We start from the raw sequence: 16,896 nt of genomic DNA, 5'->3' as shown, positions 1-16,896 counted from the left end.
AATAGATGAGCTCTTTTTCTGGTTTCGTTTTAACGCGTCATCAACAAGACCAGCCCAGCGGTATTGAGCTCAGATACTGGGTTAAAACTACGCAAGGAACTTCTCTTGTTACTATTCCTGCACAAGAGTCAGTCTTCTTTGTGCATGATGAATCCATTGAGGTAATTAACGACTGCCTCATCGGGTTGGTTGGTTGGCGACTTGAGAAAGTTAAATTAACTGACCTTGAGCAACGTGGTGTGCATGGTCTTTATTGTCTTTCTTTAAAAATACAACGCGAAGTGATTGAACGCTTAACGCTGACGTCTATTCCTATGATGGAAGAGGATATTCGCCCGGTGGATCGCTTCCTGATGGAGCGTTTTATCTTCGGTGGTGTAGAAGTTATCCACAATTCAGCTTCCACGTTTTTACCTCCTTCATCTTCAGTGCCTCGTTTAAAACCTTATGACTTTCCCGTTCAATTAAAGGTTTTGTCAGTCGATCTTGAAACCACGATGCAAGCAGACTGTATTCATTCCATTGGCTTATATGGCGCCGATCTGTCTTTAGTGCTGATGCGAGGGAAGGGTGAGGATACTGACACGCTGCGATTTTATCCGGATGAAAGAACGCTGCTACAGGCATTTGTCCGACAAGTAGCGCGATACGACCCAGATATTTTTATCGGTTGGAATGTGGTGGGGTTTGATTTTCGCGTGCTGTCAGAGCGTGCCGGTAAGCTTAAGGTGCCTTTGCGTTTAGGGCGTGATGAGCAATCGTTGCGAGTAGTTCAGTCTGAGCTGGGCAAGTGGTATGTCAGGTTGGAAGGGCGTTTGGTGATTGATGGCATCGATACACTTAAAGGGGCTACGTACCACTTTGAAAGTTACTCCCTTGAGTATGTATCACAGAAGTTATTTAAGCGTGGTAAATTGATTCATCAGGCCAATGATAGAGGGGCTGAAATTCAGCGCCTTTATCGTGAAGATAAGCCTGCGTTAGCGCGTTACAACTTAGAAGATTGTAAGTTGGTTCAGGACATTTTTGACGAAACAAGACTCATGGAGTACCTGATAGAGCGGACGCGCTTAACGGGCCTGTCTTTAGATAAGGTCGGTGGCTCTGCGGCGGCTTTTGACTTTCAATACCTGCCTAGACTGCACAGGCGAGGCTATGTGGCACCTGAATACGCTTCGGGCGCTCGTGGTATGGATGTGCCTGGTGGTTATGTGATGGATTCACAGCCGGGTTTATATCAGCATGTTTTAGTATTGGATTTTAAAAGCCTGTACCCGAGCATTATTCGTACCTTCAAGATTGATCCAGCAGGCTTGGCTGAAGGGTTTAAGTCGCAGGTGAATGGTGATGATCTTATTCCGGGGTTTAACGGTGCTATCTTCAGCAAAGGTAGTGCAATTTTGCCAACGATTATTGAAGAGTTATGGGCTGCTCGTGATCAGGCAAAAAAGAATAATAACCAGTCGTTGTCTCAAGCTATAAAAATCATTATGAATTCTTTTTATGGTGTATTGGGATCTAACGTTTGTCGGTTTTTTGATCAGCGTTTAGCAGGCTCCATTACATTGCGCGGTCATCAAATATTGCAACAAACACGTGATGAAATTGAGCGTGTGTTTGGATATCGAGTGATTTACGGCGATACTGATTCTGTATTTGTTTTGCTGGGCGAGGGTTGCTCAGATGCCGATGTAAAAGGTAAAGCGTTGGCTGAGTATTTAAATAATTGGTGGTCGGAACAAGTACAGCAGCGTTTTAATACAGAAAACTATCTTGAGTTGGAATACGAAACCCATTTTAGCCGTTTTCTTATGCCGAGAATGAGGCATTCAGAAAAGGGTAGCAAGAAGCGCTATGCGGGTTTACAGCAACGGCCTGATGGCGAGTCGCTATTGGTGTTTAAAGGGTTAGAAAATGTGCGCTCTGACTGGACACCTTTGGCACGTGACATACAGCAACGTTTATATGAAGCGGTCTTTCGTGATCAGCCTTATCAATGCTTTTTGAAGCAGTTAGTCGTTGATTTGCGGGAAGGGTGCTTAGATGATCAGTTGGTGTATCGGCGTCGCTTGCGCCAGCCCTTAGATGCTTATGTGCGAATGAAGCCACCGCATGTGCAAGCCGCTCTAAAGGCTGAAAAGTACTGGCTGCAGCGCGATCTTAAAAGCCCGTATCAGCCGGGGCATCACGTTAGTTATGTGATGACAGTTAGCGGGCCTGAGCCCGTTGAGCAGGTGCGTTCGCCAATTGATTATGAACACTATGTTGAGAAGCAGTTAATGCCGGTAGTCGATGCTATTTTGTGCTTTAAAGAAGAATCCCTTGGTGCCTTAATTGATACGCAGCGAGATTTATTTAGCTGACGTTTAAGCATTTTAATAAGGCATCAGCACAACTTTTTCGTACCAATATTTCATAATTATCAGCGGATTCCACTGATTGAATTTGAATCTCTCCTTGCTGAAGATGCTCTAAACTTGCTTGGCGGTAGTCAGTGCTATCGGTGCGAAACTCCTGGGTATTACTAGAGTTGAGTAAATGGATAAGTGCGGCCTCGCTAAGGCGTGCTGTTAGCTTCTTATCATGCTCGCCGAGTGTTATGTCTTGTCCCCACATTTGAACTAACAACTGCTCAAGAGAAGTGTGTTCGTCTGGGGAGCGTAAGATTAACCAGCGGTTGTGATCTAGCCATAAAATAATCAGTTTACCAAGGCAGCTGATACGGCATGCGCTTAAGGGTTGTTTAACGCCTAGCATATCGCCGACAGCAATTAATAACGCGGTATTATCAGGATCTGAATCTAATTGTAGTTCGCCAATAAATGAGCGTTCATGTACAACAATGCTTTGTAAGAGGTTTTCCTGATTAACGTGTGTTCCTATGGTGATATGCACTAAAGGATTCATTGGCGTAAGGCTCGTGCTCTCATGCATGTTGCTCTCCAGGAAGATGCTTATTTGGCTTTGTTGATACGCTTTATTTATGCAAGGCGTGCTGAAAAGAGTCGCGGTAGAACTTACCGCGACCTGTTTTTATAACGGTTAAAAGGTTAACGGTTATAAAGAGTTACGTTATTAAAGCTTATCCGCGGAAGTAGCGCTGTTCTATAAACGGCATGCGTGAAACAGTCATGGGTAGTTTTTTACCACGTACTTCGGCAAAGATCTGGGTATCGAGCTTGCTAAATGCTGTTTCTACATAACCCATAGCAACCGGAGCTTCGATCGTAGGGCCGTAAGTCCCACTGGTAACAACACCGATCTTGTTGCCTTCAGCGTCAAACAGCTCAGCACCTTCACGAATGGGGGCGCGGCCTTCACCTAATAAGCCAACACGTTTGCGCGCCCAGTTTTTATGAGTAATCTGATCCAAAATTTTATCGGCCCCAGGGAAACCACCGGCACGCTCACCAGCAGCGCGACGACAAGGTGAGATAGCCCAAATCAAGCTACCTTCTAATGGCGTTGTTGAGTTGTCTAAATCGTGGCCGTACAAGCAAAGACCAGACTCTAAACGTAATGAATCACGAGCGCCTAAGCCAATAGCTTCGATTTCCGGTTGATCTAAAAATAAGCGTACTAAGCGCTCAGCGTCAGCAGAAGGGATGGAAATTTCGTAGCCATCTTCACCGGTATAGCCTGAGCGTGAAATAATGCAGTCAGCGCCATCGATGCTTATTTCGCGAGAATCCATAAATACCATGTTAGCAACTTCTGGCTGAATACGTGCCAATGCAGCAGCAGCTGTAGGGCCCTGAATAGCAATAAGTTCGCGATCATCTAGTACTTCTAGCTCGATATCATCGCCTAGGTTGTCTCGCATATGAGCAATATCTTGCTCTTTACAAGCCGCGTTAACAACGACATAAATCCAGTCGCCGTAGTTGGCAACCATGAGGTCATCCATGATGCCGCCATCGGTATTGGTGAACAGGGCGTAACGTTGTTTACCTATTGGCAAATCAATAATATCAACAGGAACGAGTGTTTCTAAGGCCGCCGCTGCATTAGCGCCGGTCAGTTTTACCTGGCCCATGTGAGAAACATCAAATAAACCTGCTTGAGTACGTGTGTGGAGATGTTCTTTTTTGACGCCCAGCGGGTATTGAACTGGCATTTCGTAGCCTGCAAATGGCACCATTTTTGCGCCGAGTTCAACATGTAGGTCAAACAGAGCCGTTTTATTTAGATCACCTGATTGAATCTCAGCCATTTTATTTCTCCACAAATCTTTTAGTAAACAATATTGGGTTTATATAAGGGTATTGCTAAGTCGTCATTTAAGTTGTCATTTTAAAAGTAGCTAGCTGCCCTTTGAGCTTCTGCCATTGTTTGGCAGGAAAGTAGAGGGAGTGTGTACTCCCTCTATGTGGCATTTAAAGCGAGTTAGCTGCTTTACCGCGGTTAAAAAACTCACGAGTCAGCTTGAACACAACTGGGCTAAGCAGTGCTAGCGCAATTAAGTTCGGGATAGCCATCATGGCATTCAATGTATCGGCTAGTAGCCAGATAAAATCTAGGCTTACACCTGCACCAATTGGTACAGCAAGGATCCAAAGAACACGGTATGGAGTAATTGCTTTAACACCAAATAGGAACTCAATACAGCGCTCGCCATAGAAAGACCAACCGATAATGGTAGTGAAAGCAAAAATAGCCAGAGCAATAGCAACTAAGTAGTTACCTAAACCTGGTAGAGCTTGAGCGAATGCTGCGGAGGTTAATGCGGCCCCTGATATACCAGAAGTCCACTCACCTGATGTGATAATGACCAAACCAGTGATAGAACAGATGATAAGTGTATCAATAAACGTACCCAGCATTGCTACCAAACCCTGGCGTACTGGGTCTTTTGTTTGCGCTGCTGCGTGAGCGATAGGGGCAGAACCCAAACCTGCTTCGTTAGAGAAGATACCGCGAGCCACACCAAAACGGATAGCCATCCAAACAGCAGCACCTGCAAAACCACCTTCAGCGGCAGTGCCTGTAAACGCATGAGTGAATACTAGGTCAAGAGCAGCCGGGATTGCGTCAGCATTAATAGCCAAAACAACCAAGCCAGCACCTAGATAAGCGATAGCCATTAAAGGTACTAAAGCACCGGCAACACTACCAATACGCTTGATACCACCCACCAGTACTGCGCCTACCAGTACCATCATAATGAGGCCTGTTACCCAGATATTAACACCGAAGTTGGCATGTAATACGTCGGCAACAGAGTTGGACTGTACCGTGTTTCCAATACCAAAGGCCGCAACAGCACCAAAGATAGCAAACATCGTACCTAACCAAGCCCATTTGGCTCCTAAACCGTTTTTTATGTAGTACATCGGCCCCCCAACGTGACGGCCTTCTTCATCTACTTCACGGTATTTAACAGCGAGAACAGCTTCGGAGTATTTAGTAGCCATACCAACAAGTGCGGTACACCACATCCAGAATAGAGCACCAGGACCACCAAGGAATACGGCTGTTGCTACACCTGCGATATTACCTGTCCCTACGGTTGCTGAAAGGGCGGTCATAAGAGCTTGGAAGGGCGATATCTCACCTTCTTTCTCTTCGCCTTTCTTAGTACTACGCCCCTCGAAAAGCAGCTTGAAGCCAGTTCCGAGTTTTAAGATAGGCATTAAACGCAATCCAAGCATCAGAAATAATCCGACACCCAGGATAAGAACCAACATCATTGGCCCCCACACGATGCTATTAATATCACCTATAAAGGACTTTAGTATTTCCATTGATTTGTCACCTCACAATTTATTTTTATAGTCGACTGGTGAGTCCAGTTCTTTATTTGGAAACATATCTCTATTAAGTGAAATAAGTTTCCAATAAGAAACGAATTTATCTTATCGTGATCATGCATGCAACACTCAAATAGCAAACGCGTGTGTTTGATTGCGACCTTGATTTACCTATTTGCGGAGATAAGTGCGAAAAACTTAGATAAATCATATAGATGCTATATAAGAAAAAAACACAAGTTTCCAATAGGAAATTTATTTTGATTTCAGGAAACAAAATTGCTAATCTAAATTGAAATCAGTGGTTCAGAACCCCTTGTTGTTCGTATAACGATAAAAATAAAAGTGGAGACAGCACGATGGCGTTGAGTATTTTTGATCTGTTTAAAATTGGTATCGGGCCATCTTCTTCTCATACGGTAGGTCCGGTGGTTGCGGCTAATCGGTTTCTCGCAGAGTTGCAAGAGCGTGCGCAGCTAGATCAGGTTAGCTCTGTTAAAGTCGGCTTGTATGGCTCGTTAGCAATGACTGGCAAGGGGCATGCGACAGATATCGCGGTGATGGTTGGCTTGATGGGTGAGAAGCCAGATTTGGTTGACCCAAATAAAGTACCCGACTACATAGAAGAGATTCGTACTTCTGGTGTGCTCAAGCTAGCAGGCCAAAAAATCATTCCTTTTGATAAAGAACAACATATTCCTTTTCATTTTGGTGCTTCACTGCCTAAGCACCCTAATGGTATGCGTTTTCAGGCATTTGATGCTGCCGGCATTATTCTACATGAAGGTATCTTCTACTCAGTGGGTGGTGGTTTTGTTTTAAGCGATGCTGAAACAGACGAAAATGGTAAAGGAAGTGCTGCCGTTACCGTTGACTTAAAGTACCCATTTGAGAACAGCTCGCAGCTTGTTAGCTATGCCGAAGAAGCGGGTATAACAATTGCGGATGTTGTCATTCAAAACGAGGCCGCATGGCACACCGAACAGGAGATCCATGATGGGTTGATGCGCCTGTGGCAAGTAATGAATGATTGCATTCAACGGGGGTGTGAGCAAACCGGTGAGTTACCCGGAGGCTTAGGCATTAAACGCCGTGCTCACGGTATGCGTCAAGAGCTTGTAGAGAACCCAGAAAATAGCTTAAAAGATCAGCTCACTGTTATTGATTGGATCAACCTGTATGCCATGGCTGTTAATGAAGAAAATGCTGCCGGTGGCCGAGTAGTCACAGCGCCAACGAATGGTGCGGCAGGAGTGATCCCAGCAGTGTTGGCTTACTACGTGCGTTTTGTGCCGGGTAGCAATGATGAAGGCATCAAGAAGTTTTTAGCCACGGCTGCCGCTATCGGTATGCTTTACAAGAAAAACGCTTCTATCTCTGCAGCAGAAGTGGGTTGCCAAGGTGAAATCGGTGTTGCTTGTTCTATGGCTGCGGGTGCTTTATGTGCAGTCATGGGAGGCAATAATCACCAGGTAGAAAATGCCGCTGAAATTGGCATGGAGCATAACCTCGGATTAACGTGTGACCCGATTGGCGGCTTAGTACAAGTACCTTGTATTGAGCGTAATACCATGGGAGCACTTAAGGCGGTAAACGCATCGCGTTTAGCGCTTCGTGGTACCGGTGAACAGCATGTCTCTTTGGATAGCGTTATCGAAACGATGCGTCAAACCGGGGTAGATATGCAGGATAAATACAAAGAAACATCGACAGGTGGTTTAGCTGTCAATGTCGTAGCGTGTTAATTAAAAACTTCAAACAAGAGAATAAAAATATGAGCCTTACTGATTTGTACAGCGATGCTGTACATGCTGACTTTTTTACTCGCGATCTTGCACAGAGCGATAGCGCTATTACGGCAGCAGTCGATGAAGAGTTCGATCGTCAAGATAACCAGATTGAATTGATTGCTTCAGAAAATATCGTTTCCAAAGCAGTGATGCAGGCACAAGGTACCGTGCTAACTAATAAATATGCTGAAGGCTACCCGGGCCGTCGTTACTACGGTGGTTGTGAGTTTGTTGATAAAGCAGAGTCATTGGCAATTGATCGTGCAAAGCAATTATTCAACTGTGAATACATTAATGTGCAACCTCACTCAGGCGCACAGGCTAATGGCGCGGTCTTTATGGCGCTATTACAGCCAGGCGATACTATTTTAGGTATGTCTTTGGATGCTGGTGGACACCTAACACACGGTGCGCGTCCAGCTCAATCTGGTAAATGGTTTAATGCGGTTCAGTACGGTGTTGCTGAAAATACTCTGCGAATCGATTATGATGCGGTTGAAAAATTAGCAGTTGAGTGTCAGCCAAAGCTTATCGTTGCTGGTGGCTCTGCTATTCCACGTGAAATCGACTTTGCTCGCTTCCGTGAAATAGCTGATAAAGTCGGCGCATACTTGATGGTTGACATGGCTCACATTGCGGGTTTAGTAGCGAGTGGCGCTCATCCTAGCCCACTGCCACATGCACATGTGGTAACCACGACGACGCATAAAACCTTGCGTGGTCCGCGTGGTGGTATGGTGTTATCGAACGACTTAGATTTAGGTAAGAAAATTAATTCAGCTGTTTTCCCTGGTTTACAGGGTGGGCCACTAATGCACGTAATCGCTGCTAAAGCGGTTGCTTTTGGTGAAGCTTTGCAGCCTGAGTTTTCTGCTTATATCGATCGTGTCGTAGCGAACGCTAAAGTGTTGGCACAAGTGATGATTGAACGTGGTTGCGCTGTTGTTACTGGCGGAACAGATACTCACTTGATGTTGGTTGACCTACGCCCTAAAGGTTTGAAAGGTAACCAGGTTGAGGATGCGCTAGAGCGTGCAGGTATTACCTGTAACAAAAATGGTATTCCATTTGATTCTGAAAAGCCGATGGTGACATCGGGTATTCGTCTAGGAACACCCGCAGGTACTACACGTGGTTTTGGTGTAGAAGAATTTCGTCTGATTGGTAACCTGATCAACGACGTGCTGGATGGCCTTGTTGCCAACCCAGAAGGTAATGCAGAAGTAGAAGCGGCGGTGTGTGCTCAGGTTACTGAGTTGTGCCAGCGTTTCCCGCTTTACCGTTAAAGCAGTAAGCATAAAATATTTAAGACGCAGGTGAGCTGGATAGGCAGCTCATCTGATACTGATTATTAAGATAGGAAATATCATCATGAGTAGTGTTCCAGCAAACTTGAAATATACAGCTTCACACGAATGGGTTCTGGATAATGGTGATGGTACCGTTACTATCGGTATTACTGACCATGCTCAAGAACTACTAGGTGATGTAGTTTTTGTTGAAGTTCCTGAAGTTGGTCGTGCTGTTGAAAAAGGCGAAGAGTTCTCTTTGGTTGAGTCAGTAAAAGCTGCATCTGATATTTATTCTCCAGTAACGGGTGAAGTCGTAGCAGTCAATGAGTCGCTTGAAGATGCACCTGAAACAATCAACGAATCTGCATTTGAAGATGGTTGGATAGCTAAAGTTAAGCTTTCTGACACAGCAGAACTAGACGATATGCTAGATGCTGTAGCGTATGAAGCTAATGTAGGCGAAGAGGGGTAAGACGCACGTGGAAAAACGTACTCTGAGTGAACTTGAACAAAAAAATGATTTTACACGCCGTCATATTGGCCTTCAAGGTGAAGACCAGCAAGCGATGCTGGAAAGTCTTGGTGTCTCTTCTCTGGAAGAGTTGATCATGCAAACCGTGCCTGATTCAATTCGTCTAGATGATGCGCTCGATATGGCAGATTCTGAAACAGAAGTAGAAGCACTGGCTTACCTGAAGTCATTAGCGGTGCAGAATAAGGTTAATAAATCTTACATTGGTATGGGCTATCACAATACGCTAGTACCGAATGTTATTCTGCGTAATGTGTTGGAAAATCCAGGTTGGTACACGGCTTATACGCCTTATCAGCCAGAGATCGCTCAGGGCCGTTTGGAATCATTGCTTAACTTCCAGCAAGTAGTCATGGATTTGACGGGTATGGACTTGGCAAATGCCTCTATGCTTGATGAAGCTACTGCTGCCGCTGAAGCAATGGCGCTGTGCAAACGCTCTAACCGTAAAAAGACAAATACCTACTTTGTGGCTGACGATGTTCATCCGCAAACGATTGACGTTATCAAAACACGTGCTGAATACTTTGGTTTTGATGTGGTAGTTGCACCACATTCTGAACTATCAGAGCATGATGTATTTGGTGCTCAACTACAGTACCCCGGTACGTTTGGTGACATTACAGATATCCAGTCACTGATCGCAAAAGCGAAAGAGCAAAAAGCGATGGTAGCGGTTGCCGCTGATCCAATGGCCTTGGTTTTGCTTAAGTCACCTGGCGAGTTAGGTGCAGATGTTGTGTTGGGTTCTACTCAACGCTTTGGTGTGCCAATGGGCTTTGGTGGTCCGCACGCTGCATTCTTTGCCTCTAGCGATAAGCTAAAGCGTTCTGTACCTGGTCGTATTATTGGTGTCTCCGTTGATGCACGTGGTAACCAAGCACTACGTATGGCGATGCAAACACGTGAGCAGCACATTCGTCGTGACAAGGCGACGTCAAACATCTGTACAGCACAAGCATTGCTAGCCAACATGGCAAGCTTCTACACGGTTTATCATGGTCCAGATGGCTTGAAAACCATTGCAGAGCGCATCCATCGTTTAACAGCTATTTTGGCCACTGGCTTAAAAGATAAAGGTGTTCAGGGTAACGACAGCTACTTTGATACATTAACGCTGAACGTTGCGGATAAACAGGATGCTATTTATCAGTCAGCGCTAGATAAAGGCTGTAACTTACGCCGTATCGGTACTGATAAGTTAGGCGTTAGCTTGGACGAAACAACGACGGCTGCTGATGTAGCTGAGTTGTTTGATATCTTCCTTGGTGATGGCCACGGTCTAGAGGTTGCTGCTATTGATACAGGTGTTGCCGCGGGCGATACAGGTATTACAGATGGACAGCGTCGTGAAGATGCCATCCTGACGCATCCGGTATTTAACAGCTATCACTCTGAAACAGATATGCTGCGTTACTTGAAAAAGCTAGAAAACAAAGACTACTCATTGGTTCACGGTATGATCCCACTGGGTTCTTGTACCATGAAACTAAACGCAACCGCTGAGATGCTACCGATTACATGGCCTGAGTTTGCGAACATTCATCCGTTCGCACCTGATGACCAGGTTCAAGGCTATCATGCAATGTTGCAGGAACTTGAAGAGCAGCTAGAAGAAGTGACGGGCTACGATAAAGTTTCTTTACAGCCTAACTCAGGTGCATCAGGCGAATACGCTGGTTTACTCGCTATCCGTAAGTATCACGAGTCTATTGGTGAAGGGCATCGTAATGTTTGCCTAATCCCATCATCAGCTCACGGTACTAACCCTGCATCTGCTGCCATGATGGATATGAAAATCGTCGTCACTAAGTGTGATGAAAAAGGTAACGTTGATGTTGCAGATCTAGCCGAAAAAGCTGAGCTGCATGCAGAAAACCTGTCTACTCTGATGATTACATACCCATCGACTCACGGTATCTATGAAGAAGATATCGTTGAGATCTGCTCACTCATTCATAAGTTTGGTGGTCAGGTATACATGGACGGTGCCAACATGAACGCGCAGGTAGGTATTTCTAAACCTGGTGTTATCGGCTCGGATGTATCACATCTTAATTTGCATAAAACTTTTGCTATTCCCCACGGCGGTGGTGGTCCTGGTATGGGGCCAATTGGTGTTAAAAGCCATTTGGCGCCTTTCCTGCCAAACCATAAGGTAACCGCTGTACAGAATTCTAAATCTAACGTGGGTGCAGTTTCTGGTTCCCCGTATGGTTCAGGTGCCATATTGCCAATCAGCTATATGTACAACCGTATGCTGGGTAAATCAGGTCTTAAAGCGTCCACACAGAATGCAATTCTGGGTGCAAACTATATGACCGAGAAACTGGCTGAGCATTATCCAATTCTTTTCCGTGGCCGTAACAACAAAGTTGCACACGAATGTATCGTTGATATTCGCCCAATCAAAGAAGCGTCTGGTATCACAGAAGAAGATATCGCTAAGCGTTTGATGGACTATGGTTTCCATGCGCCAACGATGTCTTTCCCAGTGGCAGGCACCTTGATGATTGAACCAACTGAATCCGAATCAAAAGCTGAGCTAGATCGCTTCATTGAAGCCATGGTCATGATTCGTCAGGAAGTTGCAAAAGTACAAAGCGGTGAGTGGACGTTAGAAGATAACCCATTGCACAACGCACCACATACAATGGCTGATATCACAGCTGCTGAGTGGGGCCGCGCATACTCTCGCGAAGAGGCTGTATTCCCAACGGCATCAACACGCCAGAACAAGTTCTGGCCTGCTGTAAACCGTGTGGATAACGTATACGGCGATCGTAACTTTATTTGCTCTTGCCCAGGTATTGAAACATACCAGGACTAAGTGCAAACCGATTACTTGTTTTGTTCCATTTCAAGTAACCATCGGGAGCGATGAAAAACACTTATAAAGCAAAAGACCTTTAGCGGCGATCATCTTTGATGATCGCCGTTTTTTTGCGTAAGTTTTATCAGATATTCTAAAAAAAGCTTAAACAACAGCGTGTGTATCAAGTAGGTAAGGCGCAATATTTTTTATAGCACGCTCTACGTATTCCTCTTTCTCACCTACGGGTGCTACATAGTGAATCGCCTCTTTTGCGGCTTCGAGCCCTTCTAAACGCGCGATCATCCACACCGCAAGGTATTGGGAGGCAAGGCAGCCGCCTGCCGTCGCTAAATTATCTTTTGCAAAAAACGCCTGATTTAGCACCTCAATGCCCGCTTCTTGTACCCAGGGTTTAGTGGTTAGGTCGGTACAGGCGGGTATCTCATTTAACAGACCTAGCTTGGCGAGTAGCAAAGTGCCAGAGCATTGTGCTCCTAACAGCTGTCTTGATGGGTCTAGTTGTAGTTGTGCCATGAGTGATTCATCAGCAGCAACATCACGTGTTTTCATGCCGCTGCCAATAATAACGGCATCAGCAGAGCTTGCCTCACTCAGCGATACATGGCGCTCAATAATTACGCCATTCATTGATTCAACGTGCGGCGTTGGGCTGGCGATAGATACGCGCCAGTCTGGTTTTTTAATGCGGTTCAGAATACTCAGAGCAATCAGGGAGTCGAGCTCGTTATAGCCATCAAACGTTAGAATTGCGATATGCATAGTGTGGTTACCTCGTTTAACGATAGTTATTTATTATTATGAGCAAGTAGCGATGAGGCATTGTATCGCCTAGAATCATGACAATAAAATTATTGTCATGGATACATTGTTAATGGCTAACGCAAAATATAAACGTTTGGTGGATGCTTTTGCTGCTGATATCCGAACCGGTGACCTGCCACCTGGCTCGCGCTTACCGACTCATCGCCAGCTTGCCGCCAAAGAGAGCATCGCCTTAGTGACAGCTTCACGGGTGTATGCCGAGCTTGAAAGTATGGGCTTGGTAAGTGGTGAAACAGGCCGTGGGACTTTTGTGAGAGAAACAGCATTAGCGCTGAGTAATGGCATAGATCAGCCGTCCTCAGCAGAAGGTATGATCGATCTTAATTTCAATTCTGCATCATTACCCAGCCAGACAGAGCTATTGCGTGGTGCCTTGCGCCAGTTGGCATCATCCGGTGATCTGGAAGCACTATTGCACTATCAGCCACATGCTGGACGCAAGCATGAGCGTGCTACTGTAGCACGTCATTTGGCGTGTCGAGGGCTGTCGGTTGATGCCGAGCAGGTGCTGATTGTCAGCGGAGCGCAACATGGGTTGGCGGCAACGGTCATGACATTGTTAAATCCTGGCGATGTGGTTGCTACAGATGCACTTATTTACCCCGGTTTTAAAGTATTGGCAGATGTGCACTGCTTAGAGCTTCTGTCTATTCCTGTGGCTAGTACAGAGCAGGGTCTAGGCTATGCTCCTGATCTGGAAGCATTAGAACAGCTTTGCCGGAGCCGACGAGTCCGGGCTGTCTATGCTATGCCAACACTACATAATCCTCTTGGATGGGTGATGAGCTTAGCACAGCGCAAGAGGTTGATCTCTATTGCCCGCCAGTACGATCTGCTCATCATCGAAGATGCCGCTTATGCTTTTTTGGCTGAGAAACCGCCCGCGCCTTTAGCTGCACTGGCTCCCGATATCAGTGTTTATGTTTCTGGGATTTCTAAAAGTATTGCTACCGGTTTACGCGTCGGCTTTGTGGCAGCACCCCTAAAATGGGTGTCTAAGATTGAACGCACTATTCGAGCAACCACCTGGAATACTCCAGGGCTGATGACAGCTCTAGCCTGTGGTTGGATAACCGACGGTACAGTCATGCGTTTAGAATCAGAAAAGCGCCAAGATGCAATGCTTAGGCAGGCAATGGCCAGAGAAATTCTGCAAGGAATGGATTACGTCAGCCACCCGGCGTCTTACTTTATCTGGCTGCCACTGCCTGAAGAGGTGAGGGCAGATCAAATAGTGATGGAGTTACTGCGATCAAATATCTCTGTTTCTACGGCAGAGCCGTTTGCTACGTCAGAGCATGTGCCACATGCAATACGCTTAGCTCTTGGTTCCGTTGATCTGGAGGTGCTGCAAGTGGCATTAATGAAAGTACGTCAGGTGATTGATGGTTACGCGTATTGAGTGCTGTAAGCACAAGCGATTCAGTCTCGGCGTGCTTGTCCCGGGCCAATACCCATTACACGTTTAAAGGCTTTGGAAAAAGATGACTCGCTTTCATAGCCGCAGCGTAAAGCGGCATCCAAGGTGGTGATGCGATCATCAGCCAGCCAGCGATAGGCTTGAGTCATACGCCACTGTGTTAAGTAGTCCATCGGTGATTGTTCAACAACCTCTTTGAACAGATTAGAAAAGGCCGAACGCGACATAGAGGCGGCACTGGCGAGTTCATCCAAACTTAAGCGTTGGTTGCAGTCTTGCTGGTGCATTAATTCCATAGCGATATTAAGCTGTGGATGAGCAAAAGCTGCAAATACACCGTTGCTAACATCAAGGTGACTTCTCACCAATAAATAAAACAGGCAGTCAGCTAGGCGATTTAAAAGCACATTAGTGTGCTGGTTTGATCCGCGTGCCTCTTCCAGAATTAATTCAACAATGCGGCCAACGGTATCGTTGTCATTGTGTCGTACCACAATCAACCTGGGCATTTGCGTCACTAGCTTTTCAAATACAGGGTGCTGATGTGCAAAGTTTCCGCAGACCAAGCCAGTCGACTCTTCCTCTACGGCTTGCGTCATGGGCAAAGCTTGGCTTGCATTTACGGTAAGGTTGCTGCTGAGTAGGTTCGTAACACAGTGCTGCGCATCAGAAGGCATAAAGACGACATCGCCTTCGTTTAGTTCAATGGCCTCGCCATCAAACTTAAAGAAGCACTTTCCTTTAGAAATCACATGAAATGTCATTTTCTGTGATCCCGAGGTATCTACCGCCCAGTTGCCGCAGTACTGGCCATTGTGATGCACATTGGCTTCAATTTTTAAGGTATCAAGTAATTGGTTTATAGCATTCATAGACGATCGGACATAACTCTTGGTAAATCGAACCTATTGATTGATGCAGGATTCTTTAAAATTCATTTCATCAAGACTGTGTGCTTGTTTAGCAAAAACTAACTCTAACTTACATCGCAAAATAGGACTACAACAATGAAAATCTCATCTATCCTAGCTCCACTCAAAACCCTAGCATTGCTAGCTGCTTTTTCTATCAGCAGCATCAGTTTTGCAGGTGTCGAAGTGCAAACCGACGAAAACAACGTAACGCTAGCAGGGCACGATGCTGTTGCCTATTTTACAGAAAATGCACCTGTTGAAGGTAACTCAAACATTAGCTCAATCCACAATGGCGCTATCTACCATTTCTCATCAGTAGCAAACCGCGATACGTTTAACGCTAACCCAGAGAAATATGCTCCACAGTTTGGTGGTTACTGCGCATATGGTACATCACTAGGTAAAAAGTTCGCGATTGATGGTAAAGCGTTTGAGTTGATTGACGGTAAATTGTACGTGCAGAAAAGTGAAGTTGTACAAGAGGTTTGGTCTGAAAACACCAATGCTAACTTGGCAGCCGCTAACAAAAACTGGCCAAAAATAAAAAACGTAGCAGCTAATGCACTATAAGCTTACAGCACCTTTATAGATCAGCTAGAACGGAAGCGGCATACGGTATTAATCGTGTGCCGCATTTTTAATAGGAAGAATTAGGCTCTAGTTAAAGCCTGCTTAATCGACGTTTTTATAGAAGTCGTCGGGCGGCCAATCAACTGGCTCAGAGTGTGGCTGTCATCGAATAGATCGCCTTTGATCATTTGTGCATCAGAGTCTGCTAGCATTTGAGCAAAGCCTTCAGGTAATCCAATTTGTACCAGTAGTCCTTGGTAGTCAGTTTTGTTTAGAACTTTATAGGCAATATCTTGTTTCGTTTGATTGGCAATTTCTGTGGCATAGTCTGCTTGGGTAAAGGCGTGATCGCCAGCGAGTTCATAAACCTTACCCGCATGGGATGATTCACTTGTCAGGACGACAGCGGCGGCTTCTGCGTAATCAAGACGGGCTGCTGGAGTGATTTTTCCTTTGCCGCCCGCGCCAACGACTGCTTTGTTGGCTAGTACCGCATCTAAGTTGCCTGTGTAGTTCTCGTTATACCAGCCATTTCTCAAGATAACCGCAGGTAAGCCGGATGCTCTAATGGCTGCTTCAGTTTCTTTGTGTTCAGCACTTAATAGCATGCTAGAAGTATCAGTGTTTAGTAGGCTTGTATAGGCGAGTAGTGCCACCCCTGCCTGTTTTGCTGCTGAGATAACTGCTTTGTGTTGGGCGGTACGTTGGCCAATTTCACTGCCTGAAATTAACAGCAATTTTTCTACGCCTTTTAAGGCGCTCTTTAAGGTATCTGTCCGATTATAGTCCGCGTGGCGAACCTGAATGCCTTGCTCGCTAAAGGTGCCTGCATTTTCAGGGTTGCGCACTAAAGCGATGATATTCTCTTTACTTGTACGCTTTAAAAGCTCGTTAATGACCAATTGGCCGAGTTGTCCGTTTGCACCAGTTACTGCAATCATAATCTTCCCCAAAATAAATTTATTAAAAG

At 45.6% G+C, this 16,896-nt stretch carries 13 protein-coding genes; 7 read left to right on the top strand and 6 right to left on the bottom strand.

The window, feature by feature from the left end; genetic code table 11:
- Window positions 1-5 precede the first annotated feature (5 nt).
- Window positions 6-2,363, top strand: a complete 2,358-nt coding sequence (locus tag NEJAP_RS13795) for a DNA polymerase II (protein ID WP_201347779.1) — start codon at window positions 6-8, stop codon at window positions 2,361-2,363.
- On the opposite strand, the gene NEJAP_RS13790 is transcribed toward NEJAP_RS13795, so the two are convergent.
- The 3 genes from NEJAP_RS13790 to NEJAP_RS13780 all read right to left on the bottom strand — a co-directional run bounded on the left by NEJAP_RS13790 (window position 2,356) and on the right by NEJAP_RS13780 (window position 5,744).
- Entirely contained in the window at window positions 2,356-2,934 is a 579-nt protein-coding gene (locus tag NEJAP_RS13790) for a sarcosine oxidase subunit gamma family protein (RefSeq protein ID WP_201347778.1), read from the bottom strand. The genes NEJAP_RS13795 and NEJAP_RS13790 overlap by 8 nt on opposite strands.
- 148 nt (window positions 2,935-3,082) lie before the next feature.
- Complete coding sequence (gene gcvT / locus NEJAP_RS13785) at window positions 3,083-4,213, bottom strand: glycine cleavage system aminomethyltransferase GcvT (RefSeq protein ID WP_201347777.1); 1,131 nt, start codon at window positions 4,211-4,213, stop codon at window positions 3,083-3,085.
- Between the two features lie 163 nt (window positions 4,214-4,376).
- On the bottom strand, window positions 4,377-5,744 hold the full coding sequence (locus NEJAP_RS13780; RefSeq protein ID WP_201347776.1) for an alanine/glycine:cation symporter family protein: 1,368 nt from the start codon (window positions 5,742-5,744) through the stop codon (window positions 4,377-4,379).
- A gap of 365 nt (window positions 5,745-6,109) precedes the next feature.
- On the opposite strand from NEJAP_RS13780, the gene NEJAP_RS13775 reads away from it, so the two are divergent.
- The 4 genes from NEJAP_RS13775 (at window position 6,110) to gcvP (ending at window position 12,194) form a co-directional block, all read left to right on the top strand.
- Window positions 6,110-7,495: an L-serine ammonia-lyase gene (locus tag NEJAP_RS13775; RefSeq protein WP_201347775.1), complete on the top strand. Its 1,386-nt coding sequence runs from the start codon at window positions 6,110-6,112 to the stop codon at window positions 7,493-7,495.
- A 29-nt stretch (window positions 7,496-7,524) separates the two neighbouring features.
- Window positions 7,525-8,826, top strand: a complete 1,302-nt coding sequence (locus NEJAP_RS13770) for a serine hydroxymethyltransferase (RefSeq protein ID WP_201347774.1) — start codon at window positions 7,525-7,527, stop codon at window positions 8,824-8,826.
- A gap of 85 nt (window positions 8,827-8,911) precedes the next feature.
- Window positions 8,912-9,304 carry a glycine cleavage system protein GcvH gene (gene gcvH, locus NEJAP_RS13765; RefSeq protein ID WP_201347773.1) on the top strand — a complete coding sequence of 131 codons (393 nt, stop codon included), beginning with the start codon at window positions 8,912-8,914 and terminating at the stop codon, window positions 9,302-9,304.
- Window positions 9,305-9,311: 7 nt separating this feature from the next.
- Window positions 9,312-12,194, top strand: a complete 2,883-nt coding sequence (gcvP, locus tag NEJAP_RS13760) for an aminomethyl-transferring glycine dehydrogenase (RefSeq protein ID WP_201347772.1) — start codon at window positions 9,312-9,314, stop codon at window positions 12,192-12,194.
- Between the two features lie 147 nt (window positions 12,195-12,341).
- Here gcvP and NEJAP_RS13755 read toward each other — a convergent pair whose 3' ends face one another.
- Entirely contained in the window at window positions 12,342-12,959 is a 618-nt protein-coding gene (locus NEJAP_RS13755) for a DJ-1/PfpI family protein (protein WP_201347771.1), read from the bottom strand.
- 112 nt (window positions 12,960-13,071) lie between these two features.
- On the opposite strand from NEJAP_RS13755, the gene NEJAP_RS13750 reads away from it, so the two are divergent.
- The gene (locus NEJAP_RS13750; protein ID WP_201347770.1) at window positions 13,072-14,424 is read left to right on the top strand and encodes a PLP-dependent aminotransferase family protein; all 1,353 of its coding nucleotides are present in this window, start codon (window positions 13,072-13,074) and stop codon (window positions 14,422-14,424) included.
- A gap of 20 nt (window positions 14,425-14,444) precedes the next feature.
- On the opposite strand, the gene NEJAP_RS13745 is transcribed toward NEJAP_RS13750, so the two are convergent.
- Window positions 14,445-15,314 carry an AraC family transcriptional regulator gene (locus tag NEJAP_RS13745; protein WP_201347769.1) on the bottom strand — a complete coding sequence of 290 codons (870 nt, stop codon included), beginning with the start codon at window positions 15,312-15,314 and terminating at the stop codon, window positions 14,445-14,447.
- A 135-nt stretch (window positions 15,315-15,449) separates the two neighbouring features.
- On the opposite strand from NEJAP_RS13745, the gene NEJAP_RS13740 reads away from it, so the two are divergent.
- Window positions 15,450-15,926 (top strand): YHS domain-containing (seleno)protein, encoded by a 477-nt coding sequence (locus NEJAP_RS13740; protein WP_201347768.1) that lies wholly within the window; start codon window positions 15,450-15,452, stop codon window positions 15,924-15,926.
- 80 nt (window positions 15,927-16,006) lie between these two features.
- On the opposite strand, the gene NEJAP_RS13735 is transcribed toward NEJAP_RS13740, so the two are convergent.
- Window positions 16,007-16,867, bottom strand: a complete 861-nt coding sequence (locus NEJAP_RS13735) for an SDR family oxidoreductase (RefSeq protein ID WP_201347767.1) — start codon at window positions 16,865-16,867, stop codon at window positions 16,007-16,009.
- Window positions 16,868-16,896 lie beyond the last annotated feature (29 nt).

Source organism: Neptunomonas japonica JAMM 1380 (assembly GCF_016592555.1).
GTDB lineage: Bacteria > Pseudomonadota > Gammaproteobacteria > Pseudomonadales > Balneatricaceae > Neptunomonas > Neptunomonas japonica_A.
The sequence above is the reverse complement of the archived record's forward strand: the minus strand, read 5'-3'. Positions and strand labels throughout refer to the sequence as shown.